We start from the raw sequence: 19,471 nt of genomic DNA, 5'->3' as shown, positions 1-19,471 counted from the left end.
CGATATGGAAAGCGATACCTTACAATCGCTCCTCCTCCTCCTCCTCCTTCTCCTCCTCTCGGCCCTTTTCAGCAGCACCGAGACGTCCATCACGGCCGTGGGGCGCGGCAAATTGATGGCCCTTCAGGAGCGCCATCCCGGCAGGCGCCGCTTCCTGGCCTGGCTCGCCGATCAGCCCCAGAGGGCTCTCACGGTGACTCTCGTGGCCAACAATCTCGTCAATATCGCCGCCAGCGCCATGGCCACTTCGCTGGCCCTGCGGCTTTACGGGCAGCAGGGTCCCCTTCTGGCCGTCGTCGTCATGACCGTTCTCATCGTCATCTTCGGCGAAATCCTGCCCAAGAGCATCGCCATCGTCCGCAACGAAACGATCCTCGTCGCCGTTCTTCCCATGCTGCGCTTCCTGAGCGTCCTCTTCTCTCCCCTCCTCTGGCTCACGGTGGCCATCGTCCGGGGATTGGGGAAGCTTCTCGGCATCGACCTCGTCCCTCAGCACGCCTTCGTCACCCGCGAGGAGATCGAGCAGATGGTCAATATCGGCGGGGCCTCGGGCGCTCTCGAAGAGGAAGAACGCAAGATGATCCACGGCGTCATCTCCTTCGAGGAGACTCGGGCCTACGAGGTCATGGTTCCCCGGACCGACATGGTTGCCCTCGCCCGCGAGACGACTCTGGCCGAGGCCGTCGAAGTGATTCTCGAACATGGCCATTCCCGCGTCCCCATCATCGGAGAGAGTCTCGACCAGATCGTCGGCATTCTCTACGTCAAAGACCTGCTTCGCAGCCTCGTCTCGGGCGATCCGGGAACGTCCGTCGAGGGGATCTGTCGCGAGGCGCTCTTCGTTCCCGAGACGATGCGCATTGCCGGCCTTTTCAGCCTCATGAGAGGCAACAAAGTTCATATGGCCATCGTCGTCGATGAATATGGAGGGACGGCCGGTATCCTGACCCTCGAGGACCTCTTGGAGGAAATCGTCGGCGAGATCCAGGACGAGTACGACGAGGAGACGCCTTCCATCATCGCCGACGGCGATGGCAGCTATCTCGTGCAGGGAGGCGTCAACCTCGAAGATCTCAGCGATCGTCTCGGTTATTCCTTCACCTCCGACGACGTCGAGAGCGTGGCCGGCTTCATCATCTCCCTGGCCGGGCGCTTTCCCGACGTCGGGCAGAGACTCTCCTTCGGCGATTGGGATTTCGAAGTGCTCGAGGTCGAAGACCACCGCGTCAAGCTCCTTCGCCTTCTTCGCCGAGAAAATAAGGGTTCCGATGAGGACTGAACGTCACAACCTGGAGGTGATTTCGTGAACTGGCCCCATTCCGTAACGCCCGAAGCGCTTTTGAAAAAGGCACGGGAGGCCCAGCAGGCCGCCTACGTCCCCTACTCCCGCTTCCCCGTCGGCGCGGCCCTCCTCACCGCCGAGGGGACGGTCATCCTGGGCTGCAACGTCGAAAATGCCAGTTACGGTCTCTCTATCTGCGCCGAAAGGAACGCTCTGACGACGGCCGTCGCCCTCGGCGAGAGACATTTCGTCGCCATCGCCGTCGTGGGGCGCCACGGGGAGCCCTGCCTTCCCTGCGGGGCCTGCCGTCAGTTCATGGCCGAGTTCAACGCCGCCTTCTTCGTCGTCCTGGAGGAGGGGACGGAATCTCTCCTCTACCGTCTCGATCTGGACCTCTTGCCTCATCCCTTTGTCCTTGAAGGAGCATTCCCTCTTGAAGCCTGATGCGGTCTTCCGCTGCGGCCTCGTCGCCGTCGTCGGCCGTCCCAACGTGGGAAAATCGACGCTCATCAACGCCCTCCTGGGGCAGAAGGTCACCATCGTCTCCGAAAAGCCTCAGACGACGAGGAACCGCATCCGCTGCATCTACAGCGACGAGAAGGCCCAGATCGTCTTCATCGACACGCCGGGCATCCATCTGCCCCACCATAAGCTGGGCGAGTTCATGGTCGAGACGGCTCGACGGGCCCTCGAAGAGGTGGACCTCATCTGTTACGTCGTCGATGCGTCGGACCGCCACATCGGTCCCGAGGACGAGCGCATCCTGGCCTTTCTGAAGGAGACGGTTCGTCCCGTTTTCCTCGTCGTCAACAAGGTCGATCACCTGAAAAAGGGGCAAACCTTTTGGCAGGCCGTCGAGCTCTATCAGGACAGGGTCGCCTCCGCAGAGATCCTTCCTCTCTCGGCTCGGGTCGGGACCAATCTGGACCTTCTTCTGGACAAGATCGTCGAAAGGCTTCCCGCGGGACCGCCCCTTTATCCCGACGAGCGCATCATGGATCATCCCGAACTCTTTCTCGCGGCGGAAATCATCAGGGAAAAGATCCTGCTGCTCACCCGAGAGGAAGTGCCTCACAGCGTCGCCGTCGAGATCGAGGCCTTCCAGACGCCCGACGAGTATCCCGAAAGGGACGTGGCCTACATCAGGGCCGCCGTTCATGTCGAAAGGCCGGGGCAGAAGGGCATCATCATCGGCAGGGGAGGGGCCATGCTGCGCGAGATCGGCACGCTCGCCCGAGCCGGGTTGGAGGAAATGCTCCAGGAAAAGGTCTTCCTCGAGCTCTTCGTCAAAGTTCGCCAGGATTGGCGAAAATCGGACAGGGATCTCAAGCGCTTCGGCTATAGGCAATGAACGGCGCCGACTACCTGCGCCAGGGGCACTTCCGGGCCTCGGGCGTCGTCCTCAGACGATGCGATACGGCCGAGGGGGAACGCCTGCTCTACCTGGGACTCAAGGGGCACGGTCCCCTCTGGGTCGTGGCTCCCGGTGCGGCCAGGGGGCGAGGGCGTTTCGGAGGGGCCACGGAGCCTCTCGTCTGGTCCGTCTTCACCCTTTACAAGGCCTCGCGCAACCTCTATCTCAAAGAGGCGGAGGTCAAAAGCGACCTCTGGGGGCTGCGCCGTCGGCCCGAGCCGTTGGCCCGGGCCCTTCGATGGGGGAAGTTGATCGGAGATATCTTCCTTCCCGGTCATCCCGATGACGCCCTGCTCGGGCTTTTTTTCTGGTCCCTTTGGGAGCTCGAACGGGGGGCCGACGGGGAGGTCGCCGAATGGCGTTTTCTCTGGCGCTGGCTTCGCGACAGAGGCGGAGCGCCCGATCTGGAGCGTTGCGGCCGTTGCGGCAGGGCGCTCGACGAGGCCCATTGGCAGGGGGAATCCCTTCTCTGCGGCGATTGCGGCGGCGGGGGGACCGCGCTCCCGTCCCTTCTCTTGCGGGCCTTGAGGGCTGCTGTTATGCTTTCCCGTGATTCCTTCGTCCCATGGTCGCAGGCGGTGGGCCATCCCGTCGAATGGACGCCTCTCAACGAAAGGCTTCTGTCCCTTCTGCGGGAAAGCGTGTGAGTTTTCGCTCAGGCGATAGGGGGTAGAAAGGTGAACTTTCAGGAAATCATCATGCGATTGGAGCGGTTCTGGGCCGAACAGGGCTGTGTCATTCAACAGCCCTACGATATTGAAGTCGGCGCGGGGACCATGAATCCGGCGACGACGCTTCGCGTCCTCGGTCCCGAACCGTGGCGCGTCGCCTACGTCGAGCCGTCCCGCCGCCCCGCCGACGGACGTTACGGGGAAAATCCGAACCGGCTCCAGCACTACTACCAGTACCAGGTCATCGTCCAGCCCGCTCCGGAAGACATCCAGGAGCTTTACATCGACAGCCTCAAAGCCCTGGGCATCGATCCGGCCGAACACGACATCCGTTTCGTCGAGGACGACTGGGAATCGCCCACCATCGGCGCCTGGGGGCTGGGGTGGGAGGTCTGGCTCGACGGCATGGAAGTGACTCAGTTCACGTATTTCCAGCAGGTCGGCGGCATCGATATGGATCTTGTCCCGGCCGAACTGACCTATGGCCTGGAGCGCATCGCCATGTTCGTCCAGAAAGTGGACAGCGTCTATGACCTCACCTGGGTCGGCAAGGTCCGCTACGGCGATATCCATCATCGCAGCGAAGTGGAGCAGTCGACGTACAATTTCGACCTCTCCGATGCCGCCATGCTTTTTCGGCTCTTCGACCTCTACGAGGGCGAGGCCAAAGCCGTCGCCGCCACGGGCAATGTCCTTCCCGCCTATGACTACGTCCTCAAGTGCTCTCACACCTTCAACCTTCTCGACGCCCGCAATGCCATCAGCGTCACCGAGCGCACCGGCTATATTTCCCGCGTCCGCGCCCTTGCCGCCCTCTGTGCCGAAGGCTATGTCCGGCAGAGAGAGGCCTTGGGCTATCCGCTCATGGACAAGTTCCGTCGCTAGGGGGTGTTGAGGGATGAACAGGGAAGATCTGATCCTGGAGCTGGGAACGGAAGAGATCCCGGCCGGTTTCATGCAGTGGGTTCTCGGCGAGATCCGCGCCGTCGCCGAAAAGAGCTTCGCCGTCGCCCGCCTCTCCTACGGCTCCCTGCAGGCACAGGGAACGCCTCGTCGCATCGTCCTTTCCGTCAAGGGCCTTTCCGATCGCCAGGAAGACCTCATGGAGGAATACAGGGGGCCTGCCTGGAAGTCGGCCTTCGACGGAACGGGCGCTCCGACTCGGGCGGCCATCGGTTTTGCCAAGAGCAGGGGAGTCGATGTCGACGACTTGATCCTCCGTCAGGTCGATGGCGTCGAATATGCCTTTGCCCAGGTCAAGGAGACGGGGCGTCCTGCGGAGAGCGTCCTGCCCGGCCTGCTGAGTGATATCGTCGGCGCCATCGTCTTTCCCAAAAACATGTACTGGGACGATCCCGCCTTCCGCTTCGCTCGCCCCCTCCGCTGGATCCTCGCTCTCTGGGGCGACCGCGTCGTCCCCCTCTCTTTGGGTTCCCTGCAGTCGGGGCGCATCACGAGGGGCCATCGCTTCATGGGGGCCAGGCGCATCGAGATCGCCCATACCAGCCAATATCTGGACAGCCTTTACGACAACTACGTCGTCGTCGATGTCGCCAAACGGCGGGAGATGATGATCTGCCGCATTGCGGCCCTCGAAAAGGAGATGGGCTGCAAGGTCGACCTGGACCCCGATCTCGTGGAAGAAAACCTCTTCCTCGTCGAATATCCCGTCCCCTTCTTCGGAACCTTCGACAAGGACTATCTCGATATCCCGTCAGAGGTTCTCGTCACCTCCATGAAGGTCCACCAGCGCTACTTTCCCGTCCGAGACGGCTCGGGCAGGCTCAAAAACCATTTCGTCGGCGTCAGCAACAATCGCGCCACCAACATGGATGTCGTTCGCGACGGCAACGAGCGCGTCCTCCGGGCTCGTCTGGCCGACGCCGCCTTCTTCTGGAAGGAGGACCAGAAGGCGCCCCTTGCCTCCAGGGTGGAAGAGCTGAAGTCCATCGTCTATCAGGAGCAGATCGGCACGGTCTACGAAAAAGTCCTTCGAGCCAGAGACCTGGCCCTCTGGCTCACCGACCACCTGGAGCGCCGGGACGATCGTCCTTTCGTCGAACGGGCCGCCTGGCTGGCCAAGGCCGACCTCGTCACGCACATGGTCTACGAGTTCCCCGAGCTTCAGGGCGTCATGGGGCGCGAATATGCCCGCAAAAACGGTGAGCCCGATCGCGTCGCCAAGGCCCTCTACGAGCTTTACCTGCCCCGTTTCGCCGGAGACAACCTCCCGACGGACCCCGTCGGTGCCCTCGTCGGACTTGCCGACAGGGCCGATACGATCTTGGCCTGCTCCAAAGTCGGCCTCGATCCCACGGGCTCTCAGGATCCCTACGGCCTTCGCCGTGCCGCCCGCTGCATCAACGAAATCCTCTGGGGGCTCGACCTCGACGTCGACATAGAGGCCCTCATGACCGAGGCCGCCCGCCAGATGAGTGCCGGGCCGGAGGTGTTGGAGAAAGTCTTCGACTTTCTCCGCAATCGTCTCCAGATCCAGCTCAAGGAAAAAGGGTACGGCCACGACATCGTCGCCCTCGCTCTGGCCGCCTCCTGGAACCGCCCCCTTCAGGCGCAGAGGTTCCTTCTCGCCCTCGTCGACATTCAGGGTGAGGCCTGGTTCCGTCAGCTCATCACGGCTGCCGTCCGGGTCCGCAACATCCTGGCCAAGGCGGAAACCCGTCCCGGAACCGTCGATCCCTCCCTTTTCGCCGATGACGCCGAGAAGGCCCTTCTCGATGCTCTCGAAGATCTGGCACCTCAGGCCCGAGCGGCCCGGGACGAGAGTCGATGGAAAGATCTCACGGCCGTGCTGGCAAAAATGGAGCCTGTCCTCGTCCTCTTTTTCGAAAAAGTCCTCGTCAACGACGAAAATCAGGCTGTTCGGGCCAACCGGCTTGCCATCCTTGCTCGCTGTCAGGAACTCTTCCATATGGTCGGCGATCTGGGCATGCTAAAATAAATCTCGAAAAGCAGGGGAATAGGTGAGAACGAACGGTCCTTCCCGGAAAGAGAACTTTTCCGGGAAGGACGGGTTTTTCGCCATCGAATGTCATAGAAGGACAGGGAGGAACCGATCATGGCCTTAGAACTTTTCGTCGTCTCCGATTTCACGGGCGAGACGGCAGAACACGTGGCTCGGGCGGCGGCCAGCCAGTTCGGCGCCAAGAAGGCGGAGCTTCGGCGCTTCCGTTACGTCAACAATGACGAACGGGGAAGAGAGGTCCTTGAGGAGGCCCTCCGCTCTCAGGCCGTCATCATCTGCACCCTCGTCGATCATGCCCTCCGTCGCTGGTTCGTGGAGGAGGCGGAGAAGCTCAACCTTCCGATCGTCGATATCCTCGGCCCCATCCTGAAAATCCTCGAAAACCGTTTGGGCTGCCCCCCTCTGGAAACGCCAGGTCTTCTCCGCCGTCTCGACGAAGAATATTTCCGTCGCGTCAAGGCCGTCGAATTCGCCATCAAATGCGACGACGGAAGGGGCGCCGAACTCTACGAAGAGGCCGACCTCGTCATCCTCGGCGTTTCCCGGACGAGCAAGACGCCCCTTTCCATGTACCTGGCCCATAAGGGGGTCATGGTCGCCAATATTCCCCTCGTGCCCGAGGCCGATCCCCCCAAGGGGCTCTTCGATCTGCCGCCGGAGCGGGTCATCGGCCTCACCATCAACACGGAAAAGCTTTCCTCCATCCGCAAGGAACGGCTCCGCATCCTCGGCCTCGACGCCGATCTCTCCAATTACGCTCAGCCCGAAAGACTGGAGAGGGAGCTCGACTTTTCCGTCGCCATCATGAGGCGTGTCGGCTGCAAGATCTTCGACGTGACCAACAGGGCCATCGAAGAGGTGGCCCAGGAGGTTCTCGACTACCTGCGGGTGTAGCTGCCCTTTTGTTTTCTTGAGGAAAGGAGCCGGATGTCAATGACCGAGAGCAAGTACATCTACGACTTTTCTGAAGGCAACGCCGACATGAAGGGCCTTCTTGGCGGCAAGGGGGCCAACCTGGCCCAGATGAGCAAGATCGGACTTCCCGTTCCCCCGGGTTTCACCCTCACGACCGAGGCCTGTCTCGCCTACTGGGAGAGAGGAGCCGGTCTCCTCGACGATCTCTGGGCGGGCGTCGAGGAGGCCGTGGCTCGTCTGGAGAAAGCCGCGGACAAGACTTTCGGGCGGGGAGAAAACCCTCTCCTCCTTTCCGTCCGCTCCGGCGCTCCCGTCTCCATGCCGGGCATGATGGACACCATCCTCAATCTGGGTCTCAACGACGAAACCGTCGAGGCTTTGGCCGCCAATTCGGGAGAGCCTCGTTTCGCCTACGACAGCTACCGCCGGTTCATTCAGATGTTCTCCGATGTCGTCCTCGGCGTCTCGTCGACTCACTTCGAAAACGAAATCGTCGACGCCAAACGGGCTCTCTCCGTCAGACAGGACTACGAAATCGACGCCGCCACCTGGAAAAAACTCATAAAGCGCTTCAAAGAGATCGTAAAAAGGGAGACCCGATCCGATTTTCCCGTCGATCCCTGGGTTCAGCTCCGCCAGGCCATAGAAGCCGTCTTCAAGAGCTGGAACACGCCCCGCGCCAAAACCTACCGCCGCATCAACAAGATTTCCGACGCCTTGGGGACGGCCGTCAACGTCATGACCATGGTCTTCGGCAATCTGGGAGAGGACTGCGGTACGGGCGTCTGTTTCACCCGCAATCCTTCGACGGGAGAAAAGGGCCTCTACGGCGAGTTCCTCGTCAACGCTCAGGGTGAGGATGTCGTCGCCGGGATCAGGACGCCCCAGCCCATCGCCGAGCTGGGTTCGACCATGCCCACTCTCTACAGGGAGCTCCTCGCCATCGCCTCCATGCTGGAGCGTCATTACAGGGACATGCAGGATATCGAATTCACCATCGAACGGAACAGGCTCTTCATCCTTCAGACCCGTAACGGGAAGAGGACGGCCCGTTCGGCCGTTCTCGTCGCCGTCGACATGGTCGAAGAGGGACTCATCGACAGGACGACGGCCGTCCGGCGCGTCACGCCCGACCAGGTCGAAAAACTTCTTCACAAACAGGTCGACCCTTCCGTCCCCGTCGATGTCCTGGCCACGGGCCTTCCGGCCTCTCCGGGAGCCGCCGTGGGCGCCATCGTCTTCGATCCCGACGAGGCCGAACGCCGTGGCGACTCGGGAGAGGCCGTCATCCTCGTCCGTCACGAGACCACACCCGACGACATCCATGGCCTCTTCGCCGCCCAGGGCGTTCTCACCAGCCACGGCGGCATGACGAGCCATGCCGCCGTCGTCGCCCGAGGTCTGGGCAAGCCCTGCGTCTCCGGATGCGAGGCACTGGAGATCGATGCCGACAGGGGAACGCTCTCCTGCGGCGGCCGCACCTTCGCCAAAGGCGATATCCTCACGATCGACGGCAGCAGAGGGCTCGTCATCGCAGGGAACGTGCCTCTCATGGAGCCGGCCATGACGGACGAATTCCGAAAACTCCTGACCTGGGCAGACGCGGAAGCTGCCGTCCGCGTCTGGGCCAACGCCGACACACCCGCCGATGCCGCTCGGGCCAGGGATTTCGGCGCCAGAGGCATCGGCCTCTGCCGCACGGAACACATGTTCATGGCTCCCGACAGGCTTCCCGTCATGAAAGAGATGATCATCGCCTCCACGAAGGAGGAGCGCGTCACCGCTCTGGATAAACTCCAGGTCATGCAGGAAGAGGACTACAGGGGTATTTTCCGGGCCATGGAGGGGCTTCCCGTAACGGTCCGCCTCCTCGACCCCCCCCTTCACGAATTCCTTCCCAAGGAGGCCGAGATCGAAGGGGCCCTGAAAAAACTCAGAGACGAGGGGCGACAGAAGGCACCCGAGACTCTTGCCCTGGAAAGGACGTTGGCCAAGGCCAAGGCCCTCAAGGAGAGCAACCCCATGCTCGGCTTCCGGGGCTGTCGGCTGGGCATCATCTACCCCGAAATCTACGAGATGCAGATACGCGCCATCTTCCTCAGCTGCCTCCACCTTGCCGCCGAAGGCGTCGAGGTCGTTCCTCACATCATGATGCCTCTCGTCGGCGTTCAGGAGGAGATGAAGCGGCTCAAGGCCATGACGGACAGGATCGCGGAGGAGCTTTTCTCCGAGGCGGGCCGCAGCGTCGCCTACGAGACGGGTACGATGATCGAAGTTCCCCGGGCTGCCCTCATCGCCGACGAGTTGGCCGAGTACGCCCAGTTCTTCAGCTTCGGCACGAACGACCTCACCCAGACGACCTTCGGCTACTCCCGTGACGATGCCGAAAACAAGTTCCTCGCTCAATACGTCGCGATGCGCGTCCTTCCCGAGCCTCCCTTCCGCTCCGTCGACCGCAACGGCGTGGGGCGGCTCATGAGGATCGCCTTCGAGGACGGCCGTCGCGTCCGCCCCGATCTGGGGATCGGCATCTGCGGCGAACACGGGGGGGATCCCGACTCCATCGCCTTCTGCCACAAGCTGGGCCTCAACTACGTCAGCTGTTCCCCCTACCGCGTCCCCGTCGCCCGCATCTCGGCTGCCCACGCGGCGTTGGGACTCATCGAGTAGGGCCTTTTTTCGCGGGAGAACGTTCGTCGCGACGGGAAGACGGAGGGGGACGGGTGAACCGTCTCCCTCCGTCTTTCCGTCGCGCTTTCTCAGTTCGTCAGACCGTACTGTTTGAGCAGGTCCTGATAACGATCTTCGACGATCTGGGCCGGGCTGGGGTCGATCTTGTAGGGCTTGGTCTCCGCCTTCGGCGGCGGTGTCGGCGCCGGCGAAGGCGCGAAGGCCGGGAGGGGGACGACCTCCGTCGGCTGGGCGGCCACGGCAGACTGTCCCAAACCGTACTGGGCCAGCAGGACCGTGTCGTCGCGGACAAGGATCAGCCTTGGAGCCAAGGGGTCCATCTGGGCGGCGTACCAGTCCCCGCCGTGGAGAGGACAGAACGAGGTCGGAGCCTTGCTTCTCTCCATCAGCACCGCCACGGTGGAACTGCAGGAGGGTGAGGCCAGATAGCCCGTCTCTCGGCAGACCTGGATCTCTTCGACATCGGCATCGCCGAGGAAAAAACGGTGGGGAGGTCGAAGTTCGGCGACGGCTTTATCGATGAAGGCCTTCCATACGGGAGCGGCGATGGTGCTGCCCGTGGCGCGGTTGCCCAGGGGCTTGTGGTCGTCGTGTCCCGCGTAGACGACGGCCAGAATTCCGGGGACGGAGCCGACGAACCACGCGTCGCTCCAGTCGTTCGTCGTCCCCGTCTTGCCGAGAACGTCCATGTCGGGGATCGCCACGGACCGTCCCGTCCCGGCGCGGACGACATTTTTCAACATGCCCTGGACCTCCGCTGCCAGCTCCGGCGAAATGGCCGGACTCAGTTGAGGACCCTGCTGCTCGAGAATTTCTCCGTCGTGTCGCCTGATCTCTCGGATGAAGTAGGGCGTCACCCGGTAGCCGCCGTTGGCGAAGGGACAGTAGGCCTGGCCCAGCTCCAGCGGGGTCACGCTTCCCGAACCCAGAGAGAGGGAAAGGTCGCGGGGCAGATGGGGGCTCGATATCCCCAGATTGCGGGCCATGGCGACGACTTTGCCGATGCCGATCGACTCGGCCACGCGTACCGTGGCGACGTTGTTGGAGTGGGTCAGGGCCTCGAGAAGGGTGATCTCCCCTCCGAATTTTTCGTTGTAGTTCTGAGGCGCCCAACCGTTTTCATAGATCAGAGGGGCGTCGAGGACGTGATCGACGGGACGCAGTCCCTCCTGAAGGGCCGCGGCATAGACGAAGGGCTTAAAGGCCGAGCCCGGCTGCCGAAAGGCCTGAGTGGCCCGGTTGAACTTGCTTACCTCGAAATCTTTTCCCCCCACCATGGCCAGCACTTCGCCCGTTCCGGGCGCCAGGGCGACCAGGGCCCCCTCGCTCTTGAGACGCCGCACGGCCTCTTGTGCCGCCTGCTGAAGCTCCAAGTCGATGGTGGTGTAGACGCGCAGTCCCTCCTGGTAGACGGTCTCCTTGCCGTAGGTGGGGAGGAGGTGGTTGAAAAGGATGTGCGAGACGAAATAGGGGGCCTTGTCCAGGGGAGCCGAACTGACCGTCCCTTTCTGGAGGGCCGGAGGCGAGGCCAGGGCCGTCTGAGCCTGGGCTCCGTCGAGCCACCCGAGGTCGACGAGACGGCGGATCACGTAGGCCCGGCGGGTTTGGGCCCTCTCCAGCGAACGATAGGGCGAATAAAGCTCCGGGGCCGCCACGAGGCCGGCCAAGAGGGCCGCCTCGGAAACGGAAAGCTGACCGGGACGCTTGGCGAAATAGGCCTGACTCGCCGCCGCGATTCCCCAAGTCCCGTGGCCGTAGTAGATCGTGTTGAGGTACATCTCGAGGATCTGATCCTTAGTGTAGAGACGCTCGAGCCGGAGGGCGAGGACGGCCTCCTTGACCTTGCGCTCCATCGTTCTCTCCCGCGAGAGGAAGAGATTCCGGGCGAGCTGCTGCGTGATGGTGCTCGCCCCCTGGCGGGTCCGGCCGTGAGTCAGGTTGACCCAGAAGGCGCGGGCCATACCGAGGAAATCAAGGCCGCTGTGGCTGTAAAAATCGCCATCCTCGGCGGCGATGGCCGCCTTTTGCATCCAGGGAGAAATCTGGTCCAGGGAAACCCAGGTGCGGTTTTCCAGAAAAAGCCGTGCGATGAGGCGGTTCTGCCTGTCATAGACTTCCGTCGCCAGGTTGGGGCGCTGACGGGCCATCTCATCCAAAGAGGGAAGGTCGGCGGAGATGCGTTTCACGTAAAGGGTCGTCATCACCGCCGCCGTAGCCAAAGCCAGGGCCAGAGAAAGGAGAAGAAGGGCTCCGAGAAAGCGCAGGAAGGAGAAAGCTCTCTCGGGCTTTTTCTCCTTCCGTCGCTCCGGGGACCGAGGGTCATCGGCCATAGGTCAAGATGCCTCCTTAAATGCTGTGTCTATCGTACCGACAACTGAAAGGACTTCGCCATGTCATGTCCGGAAATTATAGCACAGCCGCCGATTTTCAAATTCGGGCTTGCGCCCTCGGCGGAAGGGTGCTATTATACCGCTTGCCGCCCGAGAGGCGGAGAGACGAAACACAAGCGGCAACACGAACCATGCCAAAAGAATACGACGCGCAAGATCGAGACGATTAAGCTCTGAAAGATTTCCAAAGGAATCTAACGGAGAGTTTGATCCTGGCTCAGGACGAACGCTGGCGGCGTGCTTAACACATGCAAGTCGAACGGTGTCCGAGGACCAGCTTGCTGAGAATCGGGTACAGTGGCGGACGGGTGAGTAACGCGTGAGGATCTGTCTTAGGGAGGGGGACAACGTCTGGAAACGGACGCTAAAACCCCATAGGCCGAGAGGTGAAAAGGAGCAATCCGCCCAGGGAGGAACTCGCGTCCTATCAGCTAGTTGGTGAGGTAACGGCTCACCAAGGCGATGACGGGTAGCTGGTTTGAGAGGACGACCAGCCACACTGGAACTGAGATACGGTCCAGACTCCTACGGGAGGCAGCAGTGGGGAATATTGGGCAATGGGGGCAACCCTGACCCAGCGACGCCGCGTGTGGGAAGAAGTCCCTTGGGACGTAAACCACTGTTGTGCGGGAAGAAGGAAGTGACGGTACCGCACGAGGAAGGCCCGGCAAACTACGTGCCAGCAGCCGCGGTAATACGTAGGGGCCGAGCGTTGTCCGGAATTACTGGGCGTAAAGCGCACGTAGGCGGTTTGCTAAGTCGGCTGTGAAAGACATCGGCTCAACCGGTGCAATGCAGTCGATACTGGTAGACTGGAGTCTTGGAGAGGGAAGTGGAATTCCCGGTGTAGCGGTGAAATGCGTAGATATCGGGAGGAACACCAGTGGCGAAGGCGGCTTCCTGGCCAAAGACTGACGCTGAGGTGCGAAAGCTGGGGGAGCAAACGGGATTAGATACCCCGGTAGTCCCAGCCGTAAACGATGAATGCTAGGTGTGGGTAGTGCGAGCTATCCGTGCCGGAGTTAACGCGCTAAGCATTCCGCCTGGGGAGTACGATCGCAAGATTGAAACTCAAAGGAATTGACGGGGGCCCGCACAAGCGGTGGAGCACGTGGTTTAATTCGATGCAAACCGGAGAACCTCACCTGGGTTTGACATGCACGTGGTACGGATCTGAAAGGTGAAGGACGCTACCTTCGGGTAGCGAGCGTGCACAGGTGCTGCATGGCTGTCGTCAGCTCGTGTCGTGAGATGTTGGGTTAAGTCCCGCAACGAGCGCAACCCCTACGCTGAGTTACCAGCACGTGAAGGTGGGGACTCTCAGTGGACTGCCGGCGACAAGCCGGAGGAAGGTGGGGACGACGTCAAGTCATCATGGCCCTCATGTCCAGGGCGACACACGTGCTACAATGGCCGGCACAACGGGAAGCGAAGTCGCGAGGCAGAGCGGATCCCTTAAAGCCGGTCCCAGTTCGGATTGCAGTCTGCAACTCGACTGCATGAAGCCGGAATCGCTAGTAATCGCGGATCAGCCAAGCCGCGGTGAATACGTTCCCGGGCCTTGTACACACCGCCCGTCACACCATCCGAGTTGGGGGCACCCGAAGCCGCCGGCCGAACCCGCAAGGGACGGAGGCGTCGAAGGTGCGTCTGGTAAGGAGGGTGAAGTCGTAACAAGGTAGCCGTACCGGAAGGTGCGGCTGGATCACCTCCTTTCTAAGGAGAGCGGGAACGGGGCGGAAGCCCCGGACCAAAAATCGTCCGATCTCTGCGCGTCGTGTTTTTTAGTGGGCCGGTAGCTCAGTTGGTTAGAGCACACGGCTGATAACCGTGAGGTCAGTGGTTCGAATCCACTCCGGCCCACCAAAAACGCAATGGGGATGTAGCTCAGAGGGAGAGCACCTGCCTTGCACGCAGGGGGTCGTCGGTTCGAATCCGATCATCTCCACCATTTTTGTGCTTTTAATTAAATTGTTAAATAAGTTAACCCGCGCATCATGACAACCGAAGAAAGCAGAAGCTGAACGAGGACAAGGTAATAAGGGCATACGGTGAATGCCTTGGCACCGACGGCCGAAGAAGGGCGTAGCAAGCTGCGAAAAGCTGCGGAGAGGCGCAAGCGACCCTTGACCCGCAGATACCCGAATGGGGCAACCCGGCCGGAGGAATCCGGTCACCCTCGTAAAGGGGGAGGCACCCGGCGAAGTGAAACATCTCAGTAGCCGGAGGAAAAGAAATCGACAGAGATTCCCTGAGTAGTGGTGAGCGAAAGGGGAGAAGCCTAAACCGAAGACGTGCCAAGACTGCGGTCGTTGCGTCATCGGTGTTGTGGGGATCATCAGGAGGGAGCCGCAGCGACCTCGGGAAGTGAGAAAAGGCATCCTTAGCCGAATCGTGTTGGGAAAGCGAGCCGCAGAAGGTGAGAGCCCCGTAGGCGAAAAGGAAGCCCCTTCCTGTGAAGATACCCCGAGTAGGCCGGAGCACGTGAAATTCCGGTTGAAGCAGGGCGGCCCACCGTCCAAGGCTAAATACCGTCGGTGACCGATAGTGAAGCAGTACCGAGAGGGAAAGGTGAAAAGCACCCCTGGCGGGGAGTGAAACAGACCTGAACCCGTATGCCTACAAGCAGTCGGAGCTTTCTCTTCGGAGGGAGTGACGGCGTGCCTATTGAAAAATGAGCCGACGAGTTACGCTACGTGGCGAGGTTAAGGACTGAGAGGTCCGGAGCCGTAGGGAAACCGAGTCTGAATAGGGCGAATAGTCGCATGGCGTAGACCCGAAGCCGCACGATCTATCCATGGCCAGGTTGAAGGTCGGGTAAAACCGACTGAAGGACCGAACCGTAGTCTGTTGAAAAAGACCCGGATGAGCTGTGGATAGGAGTGAAAAGCTAATCGAGTGCGGTGATAGCTGGTTCTCCCCGAAATGCATTGAGGTGCAGCCTCGCTGAGGGAAAGTTCCGGGGGTAGAGCACTGGATGGATGCGGGGGACTGGGGTCCTACCAAATTCAACCAAACTCCGAATACCGGAACTGGATAAGCGGGAGTGAGACTGCGGGCGAGAAGGTTCGTAGTCGAAAGGGAAACAGCCCAGACCGACAGCTAAGGTCCCAAAGCCTGTGCTAAGTGTGTTAAGGATGTGGAGGTGCCCAGACAGCCAGGAGGTTGGCTTAGAAGCAGCCACCCTTTAAAGAGTGCGTAACAGCTCACTGGTCGAGGACTTCTGCGCCGCAAATGTAGGGGGCTAAGCACAGAACCGAAGCTTCGGACTCGGGAGACTGAGGTCTCCTGATTGGTAGGGGAGCGTTCTCTGCGGGGAGAAGTAAGACCGGCAAGGTCTTGTGGACTGCAGAGAAGTGAGAATGTCGGCATGAGTAGCGAGAAACGCGTGAGAATCGCGTTCACCGGATGCCCAAGGATTCCTGGGGAAGGTTGATCCGCCCAGGGTTAGGCGGGACCTAAGGCGAGGCCGAAGGGCGTAGTCGATGGACAGCAGGTAGACAATCCTGCCCCGCGCGAGGACGCTAATACCGAAGGGGTGACGCAGGAGGCTAGGTGCGCCGGGTGCTGGAATACCCGGTCCAAGGAGGTAGGGGGAGTCGGCAGGCAAATCCACTGACTCGTAACCCTGAGATCTGACGGGGAGCTTCCACGGAAGCGAAGGCATTGACGCCCGACTGCCGAGAAAAGCCTCTAGGGAGGAATCGCGTGCCCGTACTGCAAACCGACACAGGTGGGCTGGCTGAGCAGGCTAAGGTGGACAGGGTAACTCTCGCCAAGGAACTCTGCAAGTTGACCCCGTAACTTCGGGAAAAGGGGTGCCGCGCCGGTAAAGTCAAAGCTGATGGAGCTGGCAGCGGCCGCAGAACCCAGGCCCAGGCGACTGTTTAATAAAAACACAGGACTCTGCAGAAGGCGTGAAGCCGACGTATAGGGTCTGACACCTGCCCGGTGCTGGAAGGTTAAGGGGAGAGGTTAGTCGCAAGGCGAAGCTTTGAACCGAAGCCCCAGTAAACGGCGGCCGTAACTATAACGGTCCTAAGGTAGCGAAATTCCTTGTCGGGTAAGTTCCGACCTGCACGAATGGTGTAACGATCTGGGCGCTGTCTCGGCGAGAGACCTGGTGAAATTGTGGTGCTGGTAAAGACGCCAGCTACCCGTGGTGGGACGGAAAGACCCCGTGGAGCTTTACTGTAGCCTGACACTGGATTTCGGCAAGGCATGTACAGAATAGGTGGGAGGCTAGGAAGACATCACGCCAGTGGTGTTGGAGCCGTCGTTGGGATACCACCCTTGTCTTGTTGGAATTCTAACCGCAAGCCGCTGAAGCGCGGAACGGGACACTATCAGGTGGGCAGTTTGACTGGGGCGGTCGCCTCCCAAAGAGTAACGGAGGCGCGCGAAGGTCACCTCAAGGCGAATGGAAATCGCCATAAGAGCGCAAGGGTATAAGGTGGCTTAACTGTGAGACAGACATGTCGAACAGATGCGAAAGCAGGTCCTAGTGATCCGGCGGTGCTGAGTGGAAAGGCCGTCGCTCATCGGATAAAAGCTACCCCGGGGATAACAGGCTGATCTCTCCCGAGAGTTCCCATCGACGGGGAGGTTTGGCACCTCGATGTCGGCTCGTCGCATCCTGGGGCTGAAGCAGGTCCCAAGGGTTGGTCTGTTCGCCCATTAAAGCGGTACGTGAGCTGGGTTTAGAACGTCGTGAGACAGTTCGGTCCCTATCCACCATGGGCGTAGGGAATTTGCGAGGAGCTGCTCCTAGTACGAGAGGACCGGAGTGGACGCACCGCTGGTGTACCGGTTGTGACGCCAGTTGCAGAAGCCGGGTAGCTAAGTGCGGATCGGATAACCGCTGAAGGCATCTAAGTGGGAAGCCGACCTCAAGATGAGATTCCCCTCTGCGTAAGCAGGTAAGGTGTCCCGTAGACGACGGGATCGATAGGCCGGAGGTGTAAGCGCAGCGATGCGTTGAGCTGACCGGTACTAATACACCGAGGCCTTGTCATCGTTCAGCTTCTGGTTTTGACGGTTGTGTGATGTAGCGGGTATAAGGAATGGGTTTTCGGTGGCCATTGCGAAGGGGAGACACCCGGCTCCATGTCGAACCCGGCAGTTAAGCCCTTCAGCGCCGATGGTACTCCGGGGGGAACCCGCGGGAGAGTAGGTCGCTGCCGAAAACCTAGCTTCAACGGAAGGGGAGGTCCTATTCGGACCTCCCCTTCTCGCGTCCCGTCTTTTCCTTCCGTCTCTCCCTCGCCGAGCAGGGGAGGTGGCGGATCCGACGGAGTTCCTCTTGAAGAGCCTGCGGATTCGGGCTGTCGCACCCTTCTTGTCCCGCGCCGGTGGCCGTGGTATAGTCGATCAAGATCGAACTTTAATGAATTGTCTTTTTTGATTCATCGAAGACGAAGGAGGCCTTGTGTCGTGGCAGATAATCGACCGATACGGCTGGGGGATCTTCTCCTCGAGGCCCAGGCCGTGACGTCCCGTCAGCTTGATTCGGCTCTGGAGGAACAGCGCCAGACGGGCATGCGGCTCGGCGAGATTCTCATCAAAAACGGGTGGCTCACGGAGCGCCAGCTTGCCGAATCCCTCAGCCATCAATTGAGGCTTCCCCTCATCTCGCTTGCCCGCTATCGCCCTCAACCGGATGCCATCCGGGCTTTGCCGGAGAACGTCGCCCGGCGTCTGGAGGTTCTTCCCCTCTCTCTCAGCGACGACAGACGCCTCAAGGTCGCCATGGCCGATCCTCTCGACATCCTCGCCATCGACGAGCTGCACCTGACGACGAAGCTGGAGATCGAGATCGGCGTTTCCGTTCCCTCTGAAATCCACAGAGAGCTGGAAAGGGCCTACTCCATGCAGGACTCCTTCGAAGACGCCATGGTGGAAGTCGTTCAGGCCGGAGGCGGCTTTATCGAGATGGAACTGTCGTCGCAGGGAGCGGCGGCGGATGACGCCCCCGTCATCAAGATCGTCAACGACGTTTTGGAGCGGGCTGTTCGAGAAGGAGCCTCCGACGTCCATATCGAGCCCTTCGAGCGCCATGCTCAGGTTCGTTATCGCGTCGACGGTCAGCTTTTCAACGTCGTCGATTTTCCCAAAAGCCTCCATCCGGCCGTGGTTTCACGCATCAAGATCATGGCCGAAATGGACATCGCCGAGCGTCGCAGGCCTCAGGATGGGCGGATTCTCATCAAAGTCCTCGACCGCCGCGTCGATATCCGCGTCTCTTCGCTCCCCACCGTCTACGGAGAGAAGATCGTTTTCCGCATCCTCGATCAGAGCAACGCCAAGGTGGGACTGGAGAAGATCGGCTTCAGCGAGGAGGATCGCTCTCTCGTCGACGACATCCTCTCCGTTCCCTACGGCATCATTCTCGTCACCGGTCCCACGGGAAGCGGAAAAAGCACGACTCTCTACTCGATGCTGGAAAAGATCAACAGGCCCGAGGTCAACATCGTCACCGTCGAGGACCCCGTCGAGTATACCCTGGGCGGCGTCTCCCAGGTTCACGTCAACGAAAGGGCGGGACTCTCCTTTGCGGCGGCCCTGCGCTCCATTCTCCGCCAGGATCCGGACAAAATCATGATCGGCGAGATTCGGGATACCGAAACGGCCCAGCTGGCCATAAGAGCCGCCCTGACGGGACATCTCGTCCTCTCCACGCTTCACACCAACGATGCCCCCAGCGCCGTCATCCGCCTCATCGACATGGGCGTTCCCCCCTTCCTCGTCGCCTCCTCTTTGACGGCCATGATCGCCCAACGCCTTCTGCGCCGCCTCTGTACGCGGTGCAAAGAGAGTTATATCATCCCCGACGCCGTCTGCCGCTCCCTTTCCCTTCCGGAAGGATCGAGGGCCTGGCGCCCCGTCGGCTGTGACGACTGCCGAGGAACGGGCTATCTGGGGCGAACGGGCATCTTTGAGATACTCGTCGTATCCGAGGAGATGCGCCGTTGCATCAGCGACGAGGTGAGCGGCGACGAGCTGCGTCATCTCGCCCTGCACGCCGGCATGAAGACCCTGCGCGCCTCCGGTCTGGAGAAAGTCCTCCAGGGGATCACCAGCCTCGAAGAGGTCCTGGCGGCCACCTTCAACTGAAAGGGGAAAGGA

10 protein-coding genes, 2 tRNA genes and 3 rRNA genes are annotated in these 19,471 nt (G+C 60.9%); 14 read left to right on the top strand and 1 reads right to left on the bottom strand.

What is annotated here, in order from left to right:
* Positions 1 to 4 precede the first annotated feature (4 nt).
* From KAR29_RS07685 to ppdK, 8 genes are all read left to right on the top strand, one after another.
* The gene (locus KAR29_RS07685) at positions 5 to 1,279 is read left to right on the top strand and encodes a hemolysin family protein (protein WP_274372422.1); all 1,275 of its coding nucleotides are present in this window, start codon (positions 5 to 7) and stop codon (positions 1,277 to 1,279) included.
* A 24-nt stretch (positions 1,280 to 1,303) separates the two neighbouring features.
* Positions 1,304 to 1,726: a cytidine deaminase gene (locus tag KAR29_RS07680; RefSeq protein ID WP_274372421.1), complete on the top strand. Its 423-nt coding sequence runs from the start codon at positions 1,304 to 1,306 to the stop codon at positions 1,724 to 1,726.
* Positions 1,716 to 2,633, top strand: coding sequence for a GTPase Era (era, locus tag KAR29_RS07675; protein ID WP_274372420.1), 918 nt, complete (start codon positions 1,716 to 1,718; stop codon positions 2,631 to 2,633). Before KAR29_RS07680 ends, era begins: the two co-directional genes overlap by 11 nt.
* On the top strand, positions 2,630 to 3,343 hold the full coding sequence (recO, locus tag KAR29_RS07670; protein WP_274372419.1) for a DNA repair protein RecO: 714 nt from the start codon (positions 2,630 to 2,632) through the stop codon (positions 3,341 to 3,343). Before era ends, recO begins: the two co-directional genes overlap by 4 nt.
* Before the next feature lie 30 nt (positions 3,344 to 3,373).
* The gene (locus tag KAR29_RS07665) at positions 3,374 to 4,252 is read left to right on the top strand and encodes a glycine--tRNA ligase subunit alpha (RefSeq protein WP_274372418.1); all 879 of its coding nucleotides are present in this window, start codon (positions 3,374 to 3,376) and stop codon (positions 4,250 to 4,252) included.
* A 13-nt stretch (positions 4,253 to 4,265) separates the two neighbouring features.
* Positions 4,266 to 6,326 carry a glycine--tRNA ligase subunit beta gene (gene glyS, locus KAR29_RS07660; RefSeq protein ID WP_274372417.1) on the top strand — a complete coding sequence of 687 codons (2,061 nt, stop codon included), beginning with the start codon at positions 4,266 to 4,268 and terminating at the stop codon, positions 6,324 to 6,326.
* A 117-nt stretch (positions 6,327 to 6,443) separates the two neighbouring features.
* Entirely contained in the window at positions 6,444 to 7,244 is an 801-nt protein-coding gene (locus tag KAR29_RS07655) for a pyruvate, water dikinase regulatory protein (protein WP_274372416.1), read from the top strand.
* A 39-nt stretch (positions 7,245 to 7,283) separates the two neighbouring features.
* Positions 7,284 to 9,935 (top strand): pyruvate, phosphate dikinase, encoded by a 2,652-nt coding sequence (ppdK, locus tag KAR29_RS07650; RefSeq protein ID WP_274372415.1) that lies wholly within the window; start codon positions 7,284 to 7,286, stop codon positions 9,933 to 9,935.
* A gap of 89 nt (positions 9,936 to 10,024) precedes the next feature.
* Here the strand turns inward: ppdK and KAR29_RS07645 are convergent, their stop codons facing one another.
* The gene (locus KAR29_RS07645; protein WP_274372414.1) at positions 10,025 to 12,286 is read right to left on the bottom strand and encodes a transglycosylase domain-containing protein; all 2,262 of its coding nucleotides are present in this window, start codon (positions 12,284 to 12,286) and stop codon (positions 10,025 to 10,027) included.
* Positions 12,287 to 12,540: 254 nt separating this feature from the next.
* Here KAR29_RS07645 and KAR29_RS07640 point away from each other — a divergent pair.
* The 6 genes from KAR29_RS07640 (at position 12,541) to KAR29_RS07615 (ending at position 19,459) form a co-directional block, all read left to right on the top strand.
* Positions 12,541 to 14,062 (top strand): 16S ribosomal RNA (locus KAR29_RS07640).
* Between the two features lie 73 nt (positions 14,063 to 14,135).
* Positions 14,136 to 14,212 (top strand) — tRNA-Ile (locus KAR29_RS07635).
* A 10-nt stretch (positions 14,213 to 14,222) separates the two neighbouring features.
* Positions 14,223 to 14,297, top strand: a tRNA-Ala gene (locus tag KAR29_RS07630).
* 77 nt (positions 14,298 to 14,374) lie between these two features.
* Positions 14,375 to 17,362: ribosomal RNA gene (locus tag KAR29_RS07625) — 23S ribosomal RNA — on the top strand.
* A gap of 54 nt (positions 17,363 to 17,416) precedes the next feature.
* Positions 17,417 to 17,532, top strand: a 5S ribosomal RNA gene (rrf, locus tag KAR29_RS07620).
* Together the 16S, 23S and 5S rRNA genes with 2 tRNA genes alongside form the textbook arrangement of a ribosomal RNA operon.
* A 247-nt stretch (positions 17,533 to 17,779) precedes the next feature.
* Positions 17,780 to 19,459 carry a GspE/PulE family protein gene (locus KAR29_RS07615; protein WP_274372413.1) on the top strand — a complete coding sequence of 560 codons (1,680 nt, stop codon included), beginning with the start codon at positions 17,780 to 17,782 and terminating at the stop codon, positions 19,457 to 19,459.
* Positions 19,460 to 19,471: the final 12 nt, after the last annotated feature.

The sequence above is a fragment of the Aminithiophilus ramosus genome (assembly GCF_018069705.1).
Lineage (GTDB): Bacteria > Synergistota > Synergistia > Synergistales > Aminithiophilaceae > Aminithiophilus > Aminithiophilus ramosus.
The sequence above is the reverse complement of the archived record's forward strand: the minus strand, read 5'-3'. Positions and strand labels throughout refer to the sequence as shown.